The organism is Rhodanobacter sp. C06 (assembly GCF_002001105.1).
Lineage (GTDB): Bacteria > Pseudomonadota > Gammaproteobacteria > Xanthomonadales > Rhodanobacteraceae > Rhodanobacter_A.
Map to the genome: position 1 here is coordinate 1 of NZ_MUNP01000046.1, position 13,341 is coordinate 13,341.

Annotated in this window: 13 protein-coding genes and 1 tRNA gene; 5 read left to right on the forward strand and 9 right to left on the reverse strand. The window is 67.5% G+C overall.

Annotated elements, in window-relative coordinates; genetic code table 11:
• Positions 1-202: 202 nt before the first annotated feature.
• Positions 203-287, reverse strand: a tRNA-Leu gene (locus tag B0E52_RS08995).
• Between the two features lie 301 nt (positions 288-588).
• Here B0E52_RS08995 and rnr point away from each other — a divergent pair.
• The 4 genes from rnr (at position 589) to sugE (ending at position 4,453) form a co-directional block, all read left to right on the forward strand.
• Complete coding sequence (gene rnr / locus B0E52_RS09000; protein WP_254426756.1) at positions 589-3,039, forward strand: ribonuclease R; 2,451 nt, start codon at positions 589-591, stop codon at positions 3,037-3,039.
• Positions 3,036-3,782 (forward strand): 23S rRNA (guanosine(2251)-2'-O)-methyltransferase RlmB, encoded by a 747-nt coding sequence (rlmB, locus tag B0E52_RS09005; protein WP_077483502.1) that lies wholly within the window; start codon positions 3,036-3,038, stop codon positions 3,780-3,782. The genes rnr and rlmB overlap by 4 nt, the downstream gene beginning before the upstream one ends.
• Positions 3,779-4,045 (forward strand): hypothetical protein, encoded by a 267-nt coding sequence (locus B0E52_RS09010; protein WP_077483503.1) that lies wholly within the window; start codon positions 3,779-3,781, stop codon positions 4,043-4,045. Before rlmB ends, B0E52_RS09010 begins: the two co-directional genes overlap by 4 nt.
• 84 nt (positions 4,046-4,129) lie before the next feature.
• Positions 4,130-4,453, forward strand: coding sequence for a quaternary ammonium compound efflux SMR transporter SugE (gene sugE / locus B0E52_RS09015; RefSeq protein WP_077483504.1), 324 nt, complete (start codon positions 4,130-4,132; stop codon positions 4,451-4,453).
• A gap of 49 nt (positions 4,454-4,502) precedes the next feature.
• Here sugE and phoU read toward each other — a convergent pair whose 3' ends face one another.
• The 6 genes from phoU to rnt all read right to left on the reverse strand — a co-directional run bounded on the left by phoU (position 4,503) and on the right by rnt (position 10,041).
• Complete coding sequence (gene phoU, locus B0E52_RS09020; protein WP_077483505.1) at positions 4,503-5,234, reverse strand: phosphate signaling complex protein PhoU; 732 nt, start codon at positions 5,232-5,234, stop codon at positions 4,503-4,505.
• Between the two features lie 178 nt (positions 5,235-5,412).
• A complete protein-coding gene (gene pstB / locus B0E52_RS09025; RefSeq protein WP_077483506.1) occupies positions 5,413-6,237 on the reverse strand; it encodes a phosphate ABC transporter ATP-binding protein PstB in 825 nt (274 codons plus the stop codon).
• Positions 6,230-7,099, reverse strand: a complete 870-nt coding sequence (gene pstA / locus B0E52_RS09030; RefSeq protein ID WP_077483507.1) for a phosphate ABC transporter permease PstA — start codon at positions 7,097-7,099, stop codon at positions 6,230-6,232. The genes pstB and pstA overlap by 8 nt, the downstream gene beginning before the upstream one ends.
• Positions 7,099-8,070, reverse strand: coding sequence for a phosphate ABC transporter permease subunit PstC (pstC, locus tag B0E52_RS09035; protein ID WP_077483508.1), 972 nt, complete (start codon positions 8,068-8,070; stop codon positions 7,099-7,101). Before pstC ends, pstA begins: the two co-directional genes overlap by 1 nt.
• A 160-nt stretch (positions 8,071-8,230) precedes the next feature.
• On the reverse strand, positions 8,231-9,244 hold the full coding sequence (gene pstS, locus B0E52_RS09040) for a phosphate ABC transporter substrate-binding protein PstS (protein ID WP_077483509.1): 1,014 nt from the start codon (positions 9,242-9,244) through the stop codon (positions 8,231-8,233).
• A gap of 137 nt (positions 9,245-9,381) precedes the next feature.
• On the reverse strand, positions 9,382-10,041 hold the full coding sequence (gene rnt, locus B0E52_RS09045) for a ribonuclease T (RefSeq protein WP_077483510.1): 660 nt from the start codon (positions 10,039-10,041) through the stop codon (positions 9,382-9,384).
• Between the two features lie 357 nt (positions 10,042-10,398).
• Between rnt and B0E52_RS09050 the strand changes: the two genes are divergently transcribed.
• Positions 10,399-11,697: a porin gene (locus tag B0E52_RS09050; RefSeq protein ID WP_077483511.1), complete on the forward strand. Its 1,299-nt coding sequence runs from the start codon at positions 10,399-10,401 to the stop codon at positions 11,695-11,697.
• Between the two features lie 221 nt (positions 11,698-11,918).
• Here B0E52_RS09050 and nth read toward each other — a convergent pair whose 3' ends face one another.
• Positions 11,919-12,557: an endonuclease III gene (nth, locus tag B0E52_RS09055; protein ID WP_077483512.1), complete on the reverse strand. Its 639-nt coding sequence runs from the start codon at positions 12,555-12,557 to the stop codon at positions 11,919-11,921.
• 133 nt (positions 12,558-12,690) lie between these two features.
• Positions 12,691-13,293 (reverse strand): RnfABCDGE type electron transport complex subunit B, encoded by a 603-nt coding sequence (locus tag B0E52_RS09060; RefSeq protein ID WP_077483647.1) that lies wholly within the window; start codon positions 13,291-13,293, stop codon positions 12,691-12,693.
• Between the last annotated feature and the right edge of the window lie 48 nt (positions 13,294-13,341).

A 13,341-nucleotide genomic window follows, 5' to 3' on the forward strand; every position in this document is an offset into this window, starting at 1 on the left:
CGCGTCGCCTTGCGGTGCCGTTCGAAACCGGCGTCGTGCTCCATCGACAGGCTCATCTGCTTCGGCGTCATCGCGTAACATCCGTCCTCAGGTCGAGCTTCGACCACGGGGCAAAATCAGAGTTTCCCTAAGTGCAGACCAAGCGCCCGACCAAATCCCCAGAAACGACGAAGCCCGCATCGCTGCGGGCTTCGTCTACAATTGGTGCCCAGGAGAGGACTCGAACCTCCACGGTTTTACCCGCTAGTACCTGAAACTAGTGCGTCTACCAATTCCGCCACCTGGGCAGGTGTCGCGCGAGCCTTGCGGGCTGCGTGAGCCGCGTAGATTAGGGATCACTCCGGGTTCTGTCAACACTTTGTCGACGGCCCCACTCATCAGGCTGCACCGTGCGCAGCGCGGCCATCCACACAAGGCAATTTCGTGACCAAGAAGAACAAGGACGGCCAGCGCGCGGACAGCCGCGCGCCGGCCAGCAAAACCCCATCCGCCCGCAAGCATGCGGACGCGGCCGCCGGCCAGCGCAAGCGCGCCGGCGCCGGGCGCGACCCGCAGGCCGAGCGCGAGGCGCAGCGCTACGAGCGTCCCATCCCCAGCCGCGAGGCCATCCTCACCCTGCTGGAGGAGCGCGGCGAACTGCTCACCGAAGCGCGCATCGCCGAGGCGCTGGAACTGCACGACGCGAACGATCTCCACGCGCTGCACAAGCGCCTGGGCGCGATGGTGCGCGACGGCCAGTTGCTGCTGGGTCGGCGCGGCGGCTACGCGCCGGTGCAGAAGCTCGACCTGATTCCCGGCGTGGTGCTGGCGAATGCCGAAGGCTACGGCTTCCTGCGCCCGGACGGGGGCGGCGAGGACCTGTACCTCTCGCCGCAGCAGATGCGCAGCGTGCTGCACGGCGATCGCGTGCTGGCGAGCGTGGTGGGCGTGGATCGGCGCGGTCGTCGCCAGGGCGCGATCGCCGAAGTGCTGCAGCGCCGTTCGCCGCGGCTGGTGGGCCGCGTGGTGGTCGAGAACGGCGTGACCCTGGTGGCGCCGGACGACCGCCGCCTGCACCAGGACGTGATGATTCCGCCGGGCGAAACGCAGGGCGCGCGCGCCGGCCAGATCGTGGTGGCCGAGATCACCGATCCGCCCACGCCTCACCGCGGCCCGCTGGGCGCGATCCGTGCCGTGCTGGGCGAGCGCCTGCAGCCTTCGCTGCTGATCGAGATGGCGATCGCCAGCCACGACCTGCCGCGCGAATGGCCGCCCGAAGTGCTGCGCGCGGCGGCCGAGGTGGAGCCCGTGGTCTCCGCGGCCGAGCGCGAGGGTCGGATCGACCTGCGCAAGTTGCCGCTGGTCACCATCGACGGCGCCGACGCGCGCGATTTCGACGACGCCGTGTACGCCGAACCGAAGCGCGGCGGCGGCTGGCGGTTGGTCGTCGCGATCGCCGACGTCTCGCATTACGTGCCGGTGGGCAGCGCGCTGGACAAGGAAGCGTTCGAGCGCAGCACCTCCACCTACTTCCCCGGCTTCGTGGTGCCGATGCTGCCGGAGACGCTGTCCAACGGCATCTGCTCGCTGAACCCGAAGGTGGATCGGCTGTGCATGGTCTGCGACATGCTGGTCGATGCCGAAGGCGAGGTGACGAAGGCGAAGTTCTATCCGGCGGTGATGCGCTCGCATGCGCGGCTCACCTACGACCAGGTGTGGCAGGCGGTGGGTTTGCGCGAATCCGGCGCCCTCGACGCGGTGCACGACGTGCTGCCGCAGCTGGAAAACCTGCACGCGCTGTACCAGGCGATGGCGGCACAACGCAAGCGCCGTGGTGCGATCGACTTCGAGACGCCGGAGGTGAAGTTCCGCCTCGACCAGCGTGGCGAGGTGGAGTCGGCCGGCGCCACCGCGCGCAACGACGCGCACAAGCTGATCGAGGAATGCATGATCGCGGCGAACGTGCAGGCTGCGCTGTTCCTGGAAAAGAAGAAGATCCCGGCGCTGTTCCGCGCCCACGAGCCGCCGCCGGCGGAGAAGTACGAGGACCTGCAGCAGTTCCTTCGCGAGTTCAAGCTGCGCATGCCGCCGGTGGAGGAGGTGACCCCGGCCGACTTCGCCGACGTGCTGCGCATGATGCAGGAGCGCCCCGAGCGCGAGCTGATCCAGAGCGTGCTGCTGCGCGCGCAGAGCATGGCGGCCTATCAGCCCGACAACCGCGGCCACTTCGGTCTGGCGTTGTCGGCTTACGCGCACTTCACCTCGCCGATCCGCCGCTATCCGGACCTGCTGGTGCATCGCGCGATCCGCTACGCGCTCACCGGCGGCAAGCCTTCCGGCTACGAGTACACGCCGGCGCAGATGGCCACGATGGCGGTGCACTGCTCGCAGCGCGAGCGCCGTGCCGAGGAAGCCGAGCGCGACGTGGACGAGCGCTACAAGTGCGCGTGGATGGCCAAGCACGTGGGCGAGGAGTTCGCGGGACTGGTCACCGGCGTCACTTCGTTCGGCCTGTTCGTGGAACTGGACGAGTCCAAGGTGTCGGGTCTGGTGCACATCAGCCAGCTCAGCAACGACTACTACCACTTCGATCCGCAGCGGCACCTCTTGAAGGGCGAGCGCACCGGGGCGCAGTTCCGGCTCGGCGACCACGTGCGCGTGCAGGTGCTGCGCGCCAGCCTGGAGGATCGCAAGATCGACTTCCGGCTGGTGGCGCCGCGTGCCTCCGCGGCGGCGCCGGCGCGCACTGGCAACGCCTACGACTATGCAGCGACGGGCGAGCGCTATTCGCTGCCCGGCAGCAAGGCAAAGGCACCGGGCATGGTGGGCAAGGCGGCGCAGGCGATCGGCCGCATGTTCGGCCGGCGCGAGCAGCCGGTGTCGCCCACGGTGCCGTCGCCGCGCGATAATCCGCCGCCTGCCGCCGCGCATCCGTCCGGGCCGGTGGCGAAGAAGGCCGCGAAGAAGAGCGACGGCAAGCAGCACATGAACACGCCGAAGGCGCCGCGTGCCGCGAAGCAACCGGCCGCGCGCCCACCGAAACCCAAAGGCAAGCGATGAACGAACACTGGATCGTCGGCATCAACCCGGTCGACGGCGCCCTCAACAACGACGCCGCGCGCGTGTGCGAGCTGCTGGTCGAGAACGGCCAGCGCAACCCGCGCGTGCATGAGCTGGCCGAGCGCGCCAAGGCATTGAAGATCCCGGTGCACCATCGCCCGCGCGAGCAACTCGACAAGCTCGCCGGCGAGGCGCGCCACCAGGGCGTGGCCGCGTTGTACGAAGCCCCCGCGATGGCGACGGAAGGCGACCTGCCGGAGTTGCTGGAGCAGGCTGGCAGCGCGGCGCTGGTGCTGGTGCTGGACGGCGTCACCGACCCGCACAACCTCGGCGCCTGCCTGCGCAGCGCGGCGGCGGCGAATGCGACCGCGGTGATCGTGCCCAAGGATCGCGCGGTGGGCCTCACCCCGGTGGTGCGCCGCGCTTCGGCCGGTGGCGCCGACCGCGTGCCGCTGATCGCGGTGACCAACCTCGCGCGCACGCTGAAAGTGCTCAAGGATGCCGGCGTGTGGGTCACCGGCCTGGCCGGCGACACCGAGCAGTCGATCTACGGCATCGACCTGAAGGGGCCGGTGGCCGTGGTGATGGGCAGCGAGGGCGAGGGCATGCGCCGGCTCACCCGCGAGACCTGCGATTTCACGGCGAAGATCCCGATGCCGGGTGCGATGGAAAGCCTCAACGTTTCCGTGGCAACCGGTGTCGTGTTGTTCGAGGCGCTGCGTCAAAGGAGCGGATCGCGATGACCTTCCACTGGTACGACTGGGCCGGCTACATCGGCGTGCTGCTGGTGCTGCTGGCGTACTTCCTGCTGCAGGCCCACAAGCTGCACGGCAACAGGCTCGTCTACCAGCTCATGAACGTGCTGGGCGCGGTGGGCGTGATGCTGTCGCTGCTGTTCGGCAGCTTCAACTGGCCTGCCTTCATCATGCAGCTGGCCTGGCTGCTGATCGGCATCTACGGCATCGCGCGCGGTGCGCAGCGGCGGCGCGAGGTGCGCGAGGACTGAGGGCTCGCGCATGGCGCGGCGGGACGACCCGTCGCGCTTCCGGTCCCGCGGGGACGACCCTGCGTGTCTGCAAGGAGTTTCCTCATGCCCTGGATATTGCTGATGCTGGCCGGACTGTTCGAGATCGGCTGGGCGATCGGATTGAAATACAGCGACGGCTTCACCCGGCTGTGGCCCAGCGTGGGCACGCTGGCGGCGATGGCGGTGAGCGTGGTGCTGCTGGCGCTGGCGGCGAAATCGCTGCCGATCGGCACCGCGTACGCGGTGTGGACCGGCATCGGCGCGGTGGGCGCGGTGATCCTCGGCATCGTGCTGTTCCACGACCCGGCCACGCTGCTGCGGCTGGCCTGCGTGGCGCTGATCCTGATCGGCATCGTGGGACTGAAGCTGGCCGGCGGGGCGCACTGAGAGCACCCGACTCGGCCCTCCCCTGTAGGCAGGGGAGGGAGCCGACGTGTCAGTTGTCGCGGTCGCCCAGCTTCGGCAGCTCGGGGTTCGCGGTTAGGTCGCGCTTGGCGCGCTGCGCGGTGAGCGGTTCGCCGGTGACCTGGTACCACACGTTCTCGGCGATGTTGGTGGCGTGGTCGCCGATGCGCTCGATGTTCTTCGCCATGAACAGCAGGTGCGTGCACGGCGTGATGTTGCGCGGGTCTTCCATCATGTAGGTGAGCAGCTGGCGGAAGTAGCCGGTGTAGGCGTCGTCCAGCTCCACGTCGTCCTTCCACACCTGGTAGGCGCGCTCGGCGTCGCGGTCGCGGTAGGCGCGCAGCACTTCGCGCACCTCGGCGGCGGCCAGTTCGGCGAGGTGGGCCAGGCCGCTGGTGGGGTGGATCGGCGCGGCCATCGACAGCGGGATCGAGCGCTTGGCCACGTTCGCGGCGTAGTCCCCGATGCGCTCGATGTCGGCGGCGATGCGCAGCGCGGCGAACACGTTGCGCAGGTCGCCGGCCATCGGCGCGCGCAGCGCCAGCAGGCGCACCACGTCGTGGCTGATTTCCTGTTCGAGCTGGTCGATCGCGTCGTCGTTGCCCACCACGTGCTGGGCGGCGCGCTCGTCGCGGCGTTCCACCACGTCGATCGCGGCCTCCAGCTGGCTCACCGCCAGCTCGCCCATGCGCACCAGCTCGCCGGTGAGGCGGGTCAGCTCGTCGTCGTAGCTCTTGATGATGTGTTCTTTGCCGGTGCTCATGGTGTGCCTCGTGTCTTGTTCCCTCTCCCGCTTGCGGGAGAGGGTGCCCGAAGGGCGGGAGAGGGAACGGGCGGAGCGAAAAGCATGCCCTCTCCCCAACCCCTCTTCCTCGCTCATCAACGCAGGGCCATCCATGGCCCTTCTTCGCGTCCGCGAGCGGGAGAGGGGCATCAATGGATCAGCCGAACCGTCCGGTGATGTAATCCTCGGTCTGCTTCTTCGAGGGCTTGGTGAAGATCTTCTCGGTGACGTCGAACTCGATCAGTTCGCCCAGGTACATGAAGGCGGTGCGGTCGGAGACGCGCGCGGCCTGCTGCATGTTGTGGGTGACCATCACGATGGTGTAGTCGTGCTTGAGCTCTTCCACCAGCTGCTCGATGCGGCCGGTGGCGATCGGATCGAGCGCCGAGGTGGGCTCGTCCAGCAGCAGCACCTCGGGCTTGAGCGCGATGCCGCGGGCGATGCACAGGCGCTGCTGCTGGCCGCCGGAGAGGCCGAGCGCGCTCTGCTTGAGCTTGTCCTTCACCTCGTCCCACAGCGCGGCGCGACGCAGCGCCTGCTCCACGCGATCGGCCATGTCGGCCTTGCCGAGCTTTTCGTGGTGGCGGATGCCGTAGGCCACGTTCTCGAAGATCGTCATCGGGAACGGCACCGGCTTCTGGAACACCATGCCGACCTTGCTGCGCAGGCGGTTCAGCGAATACTTCGGGTCGAGGATGTTCTCGCCGTCCAGCAGCACTTCGCCGCTGGCCACCAGCTTCGGGTAGATCGCGTAGATGCGATTGAAGATGCGCAGCAGGGTGGACTTGCCGCAGCCGGAAGGGCCGATGATCGCGGTGACCTGCTTCTCCGGGATGTCCATGGCGATGCCTTTCAGCGCATGGGAGCCGGCGTAGTGGAAGTGCAGGTCGCGCACCGTGATCTTGGTGCGCGTCGTGGAGGCTTCCGCGGCAGCCGTGAAGTCCGCGGTGGTTTTCGCAGCACTCGCGGCGGGGTCAGTCATAACGCACCTTGTGACGGAGGAACAGCATTCGGGTCAGCAGGCTGAGCGCGAGCACGAACAGCGTGATCAGCAATGCGCCAGCCCAGGCGATCGCGTGCAGGTCGGGGCTGGGGTCGTTGGTGTACTGGTAGATCGCCACCGGCAGGCTTTCCATCTTGTCCAGCGGGTGCACGGTCATGAAATTGTTGCCGAAGGCGGTGAACAGCAGCGGCGCGGTCTCACCGGCGAGGCGCGCGAGCGCCAGCAGCACGCCGGTGACGATGCCGGAGGTGGCGGCGCGCATCAGCACCTGCACGGTCATCTTCCATTGCGGGATGCCCAGCGACAGCGTGGCTTCGCGCAGCGTTCCGGGTACCAGCTGCAGCATCTCGTCGGTGGTGCGCACGATCACCGGCAGGCCGATCAGCGCCAGCGCCACTGCGCCGGCGAAACCGGAGAACGACACGTTGCCGTGGGTGAGGTTGGACATCGGCAGCACCACGATCACGTACACGAACAGGCCCAGCACGATCGATGGCGCCGACAGCAGGATGTCGTTGAGGAAGCGGATCGTGGCGCCGAGCTTGGTGCGGTTCGCGTATTCGGCGAGGAAGGTGCCGGCGAGCACGCCGATCGGCGCGCAGATCAGCAGCGCCATCAGGTCCATGATCAGGCTGCCCACGATGGCGTTGGACAGGCCGCCCTGCTCGGCGTAGGCGGTGATCTTGGTGAACAGGCGCGGGGTGATCGCGCCGAAGCCGTTCTTCAGCGTCACCCACAGGATCCAGGCCAGGAACACCAGGCCGAGCAGGGTGGCGCAGGCGCTCAGGGCCAGCGCCAGCACATTGACGATGCGGCGGCGCAGGTAGACGGAGGCGGCCATCAATTGCCCTCCCGTCGCGCCAGCCGGCGCAGCATCAGGCGCGCGATCAGCAGCACGATGAAGGTCACCACGAACAGCAGGAAGCCCAGCGCGATCAGCGCCGAGCGGTGGATGCCCACCGCCTCGTTGAACTCGTTGGCGATGGCGGAGGAGATCGAGGTGCCCGGCATCAACAGCGAGCTGGTGATGCTGTAGGCATTGCCGAGCACGAAGGTCACCGCCATCGTCTCGCCCAGCGCGCGGCCAAGGCCCAGGAAGATGCCGCCGATCACCGCCGAGCGGGTGTAGGGCAGCACGATGTCCCACACCACTTCCCACGTCGTCGAACCCAGCGCGTAGGAGGATTCCTTGAGCCGCACCGGCACGGTCTGGAACACCTCGCGCATCACCGAACAGATGAAGGGCAGGATCATCACCGCCAGCACGATGCCCGCGGTGAGCAGGCCCAGCCCCAGCGGCGGGCCCTCGAACAGCTTGCCGACCAGCGGCAGCCTGCCCAGCGTGTCGCTGAGCGCGGGTTCGATGCCCGCCATGAACGGCACGAACACGAACAAGCCCCACATGCCGTAGATGATCGACGGGATGCTGGCCAAGAGTTCGATCGCCGTGGCGACCGGGCCGCGCAGCCAGGTCGGTGCGATCTCGGTAAGGAACAGTGCGATGCCGAAGCTCACCGGTACCGCGAGGACCAGGGCGATCAGAGACGTGACCAGGGTGCCGAAGATCGGCGCCAGCGCACCGTAGTCGTCGGTGACCGGGTTCCAGGTGTCGCTGGTCAGGAAATGGAAGCCATCCTTGAACAGCACCTCGCGGCCGCCCCACAGCGTGGACAGCGCCGCGCCCAGCAGCGCCGCCAGCACCAGCAGCGCGCAGAACTTCAGCAGCCCGCGGAACCATGCGTCATGGCGTGCGTCGATGCGGCTGCGCTGGTCGGCGTCGATGGGCGTGCTGGTGGCAATGGACGATGGCATGGGGCCGGCGAATGCCTTGAGGTTCGATGATGCCAAGACTCCCTCTCCCCCGACGGCATGCCGTCGGGGGAGAAGGTTGGGGTGAGGGGGAGGCTCTGGCGTCAACCGAACCCTCTCCCCAACCCCCTCCCCCGGAGGGGGAGGGGCTTCATGGCGATGCTTACTGCTTGAACTCGGTTTTCCAGTAGCTCTCGATCTGGCTCACCAGCGAGGCGGGCAGCGGCACGTAGTCCAGCGAGCGCGCCTGCTCCTGGCCGTGCTCGTAGGCGAACTTGAAGAAGTCGAAGGCGACCTTGCTGTTGGCGGCGTTCTTAGGCTGCTTGTACATGATCACCCACGAGGTGGCGGTGATCGGCCAGGCGTCGGCGCCGGGCGCATTGGTCATCAGCAGGTTGAAGTTCTTCGCGTGCGCCCAGTCGGCGGTGGCGGCGGCGGCCTGGAAGCTGGAGGTCTTCGGCTCCACCACCTTGCCGGCGGCGTTCTTCATCAGCGCGTAGCCGATGTGGTTCTTCAGCGCGTAGGCGTACTCGACGTAGCCGATCGAGTTCGGGATCTGGCGGATGTAGGCCGAAACGCCTTCGTTGCCCTTGCCGCCGATGCCGGTCGGCCAGTTCACCGCCGTGCCTTCGCCCACCTTGGCCTTCCAGTCGGCGCTGACCTTGGACAGGTAGTTGGTGAAGTTGAAGCTGGTGCCCGAACCGTCGGAGCGATGCACCACGGTGATCCTGGAGTCGGGCAGCTTCACGCCCGGGTTCAGCGCGGCGATCGCCGGGTCGTTCCACTTGGCGATGCTGCCGAGGAAGATGCCGGCCAGGGTGGAGCCGTCCAGCACCAGCTTGCCCGGCGCCACGCCCGCCACGTTGAACGCCGGCACGATGCCGCCGATCACGTCGGGGAACTGGCCCAGGCCGAACTTGGTCAGCGTGGCCTCGTCCAGCGGCATGTCGCTGGCGCCGAAGTCCACCGTGCCGGCCTTGATCTGGGCGATGCCGCCGCCGGAGCCGATCGACTGGTAGTTGACGCGGTTGCCGGTTTTCTCGGCATAGCTGGCCGACCACTTCGAGATCACGGGATAGACGAAGCTCGAACCTGCGCCGGTGATGTCGGTGGCCTGCACGGATACGGCGCCCAGCGAGGCGGCGATGAACACGGCGAGCGCGCCGAGGCGGAACATGGAACGGGATGAGGTCAACACGTTGGCTCCTTGGGGTGCACGGGGCGGTGCCCGGTGCCCGCCATTGCAGCGGTGGCGTGTTGCAATGAAATGAGATGAATGTTGCAGGCGGATGACAGGGTTGGCGCAAGAGCGCTTCAGCCGACGTCCTGGCCCACCCGCTCGCGCTCGAACATTTCCAGCTGGCGCCAGCGGTTGACGATGTCGCAGAACAGCATGGCGGTGGATTCGGCATCGTAGATCGCAGAGTGCGCCTCGCGGGTGTCGAACGCGCGACCGGAGGCCTGCACCGCCTTGCCCAGCACGGTCTGGCCGTAGGCGAGGCCGCCCAGGGTGGCGGTATCGAAGCAGCTGAAGGGGTGGAACGGGTTGCGCTTGTTGCCGGTACGGCGCACAGCGGCATTGATGAAACCGAGATCGAACGCGGCGTTGTGGCCCACCAGGATCGCACGCTGGCAGCCGTGGTCGCGCACGGCGGTGCGCACCGCCTGGAACACGTGCTCCAGCGCGAGGCGCTCGTCCAGGGCGCCGCGCAGCGGGTTGTCCGGGTCGATGCCGGTGATCTCCAGCGCGCGCGGGTCGAGGTTGGCGCCGGGGAAGGGCCCCACGTGGGCATGCGCGGTGGCCTGCGGGTACAGGAAGCCGTGCGCGTCCATGCCCACGGTGATCGCGGCGATCTCCAGCAAGGCATCGCGTTCGGCGTCGAAACCGCCGGTTTCCACGTCCACGATCACCGGCAGGAAGCCGCGGAAGCGCGTGGCCATGCGGCCCGCCATGCTGTTGTTCGAAACGTCCATCGGCGAAGCATATCAGCCGCCGCCCGGCTTCCGGCAGGCGGCATGATCCTGCGGCATGTCTTCATTCTGTCATGTGATGTGCATGCAAGCGCAAAGATCGGACAGCATGCTGCGACCCGTTCGAGCCTTGCCGGCCGGCGTCAGCCAGGAGCCTGGGCGGCAGGAATATTCGAGGCGAAAAGACTGCTGTGCGAGGGCAGGTTTTCGACGATTCGCCGCCCCATAGTGGTTCTATGGGGCAAGAAGCGGCGGAAAGATGCACCGCACGGCGGCCTTTGCAGCCCGAATGATTTCTGCCGCCCAGGCTCCCGAGGGACGGTCGAGGCGGATCCCGCCATCACTACAGTGGAGAAATGCATGCACTCGAAGACGCTCGCGCTCGCGATCGCCGCCGGTCTGGGCCTGACCAGTTTCGCGGCCAGCGCCGCCCCGGCCCAGAAGACGACGCATCGCAAGGCCGCCACGGCCACCGTCAGTGCCGACGAGGTGGCCCAGCTCAAGGCCCAGCTCGCCGCCCTGCAGGAGAAGGTGGACGAACTGCAGGCGCAGTCCAGCGCGCAGACGGAGGCGCAGAGCCAGACCGCCCAGACCGTGCAGCAGGTGCAGGCGAAGCAGGAAACCATCGCCGCCGCGCCCAGCGATGCGCTGAGCAAGCGCGTGGACGCGCTGGACAAGCTGGTCAACGACACCAAGGTGTCGGGCAAGATGTACTTCGACTTCAGCAACATCGACCAGAAGAACAGCGATACCGGCAAGACCGCCGCCAACGGCGTCGGGCTGGACGTGAAGCGCTTCTACCTGGGCATCGACCACAAGTTCAACGACATCTGGTCGGCCAACCTGACCACCGACTTCAACTACGTCAGCAGCGACGGCGAAACCAACCTGTTCGTGAAGAAGGCCTACGTGCAGGGCAAGTTCGACAAGGCGGCGATCTTCCGCATCGGTTCGGCCGACATGCCGTGGATCCCGTTCGTCGAGAACGTCTATGGCTTCCGTTACGTGGAACCGACCGTGACGGATCGCCTGAAGTACGCGAACTCGGCGGACTGGGGCCTGCATGCGTTCGGCGACGTGGGCGCCAACAACATGTTCAACTACGCGGTGTCGGTGGTGAACGGTGCCGGCTACAAAAACCCCAGCCGCAGCAAGGGCGTGGACGTGGAAGCGCGCGTGGGCTTCGTGCCGTTCGACGGCCTCACCGTGGCGCTGGGCGGCTATTCCGGCCACCGCGGCCAGGAGACCCAGACCGCGGGTGCCGACCACACCGCGCAGCGCGGCGACTTCCTGATCGCCTACGTCAACCAGCAGTTCCGCGTGGGTGGCGAGTACTTCTCCGCGAAGAACTGGAACAACGTGATGACGCCGCAGGCCGACAAGGCCGACGGTTGGTCGGTGTGGGGCAGCGTGGCGCTGACCGACGACCTCGCCCTGTTCGCCCGTTACGACGAAGCGAAGCTGAGCAAGGACCTGGACAACAACGCCAAGGACACCTACTACAACGTCGGCCTGCAGTACCAGGTGACCAAGGGCTTCAAGCTGGCCGGTGTGTGGAAGCACGAGAAGGGCGACAAGTCGGTGACCACGCCGCTGCCGCCGCACGTGCAGAACGTGAAGACCAACGAGATCGGCGTGTTCGGCGAAGTGGCCTTTTAAGTCCAGAAGTCCAGGACCTTGCGTGGTTCAAGCGCGAGGTGGCGTGCAGGAGGCGAACCCGCGCGGCCCGTTTGCTCCTTCTCCCCTCCGGGGAGAAGGCTGGGACGAGGGGCGGGGGCTCGCCGCAACGCGCACGCAGGTTTATCGCAAGGGAGTTCGACCCAAGGACGGAAAACGGCGGGCACGATGCCCGCCGTTTGCTTTTGCAGTAACGGTGCGCCTCAGGCCGCTTGCGTCTTGTCCTTGTAGCGGCACAGGTCGCGGATCACGCATTGCGGGCAATCCGGCTTGCGCGCCTTGCACACGTAGCGGCCGTGCAGGATCAGCCAGTGGTGGGCATCGCGCTTGAACTCCGCGGGTACCGCCTTCTCCAGCTTGTCCTCCACCGCGCGCACGTCCTTGCCCGGTGCGAGGCCGGTGCGGTTGGCGACGCGGAAGATGTGCGTGTCGACCGCAATGGTGGGTTCGCCGAATGCGGTATTGAGCACCACGTTCGCGGTCTTGCGGCCCACGCCAGGCAGCGCCTCCAGCGCTTCGCGCGTGCGCGGCACCTCGCCGCCGTGTTGTTCGATCAAGATGCCGCACAGCGCGATCACGTTCTTCGCCTTCGCGTTGAACAGGCCGATCGTGGAGATGTACTTCTTCAGCCCGTCCTCGCCCAGCGCGAGGATCGCCTGCGGCGTATTCGCCACCGGGTAGAGCTTGCGCGTGGCCTTGTTCACGCCCACGTCGGTGGCCTGCGCGGACAGCACCACGGCCACCAGCAGCTCGAACGGCGTGCGGTATTCCAGTTCGGTGGTGGGTTGCGGGTTCAGGTCGCGCAGGCGGGTGAACAGCTCGACCACGTCGGCGCGCTTCATGGGCATGGCGAAACGTCCCGCATCACGCTCGTCATCCCGGCGAAAGCCGGGATCCAGTGACTCGCAGCTGTCGAAGCACGGGAGACGCTGGACTCCGGCCTTCGCCGGAGTGACGGCGTGAGGTGAGGTCGTTTCATGGCGTCTTGCCCTGTTTCGCGCGGGCCCGTGCCAGCGCGGCCAGCACCGGGTTGGTCGAGGCGGCGGCGTCGACCGCCACCTTGCGCGCGGCCAGCTCCGCCTCGCGCTCGGCCGCCTCGCGTGCCAGCCGCGCTTCGCGTTTCCGGAAATGTTCGCGCGCCGCATCGGCATGCGCCGGGTCGATCTGTCCCGTGGGCATCGGCTCCAGCACGATGCAGTCCACCGGGCAGGCCGGCACGCACAGTTCGCAGCCGGTGCAGTCGTCGGCCAGCACGGTGTGCATCAGCTTGGCCGCGCCCACGATGGCGTCCACCGGGCAGGCCTGGATGCACTTGGTGCAGCCGATGCACTCGTCCTCGATCACCCGCGCCAGCGTGCGCGGTTTCTCCGTACCGTTGGCGGGATTCAGCGGCAGCACCGGGCGGTCCAGCAGCGCTGCCAGTTTCGCGATGCCGGCCGCGCCGCCGGGCGGGCACTGGTTGATCGCCGCCTCGCCGCGGGCGATCGCTTCGGCGTAAGGCCGGCAGCCGTGGTAGCCGCATTGTTCGCACTGCGTCTGTGGCAGCAGGGCGTCGATGCGGTCGGCGAGACTATGCATGGCTTCGGCTGCGGTCATCGGGCGGTAGGAGCGGCTTCAGCCGCGATC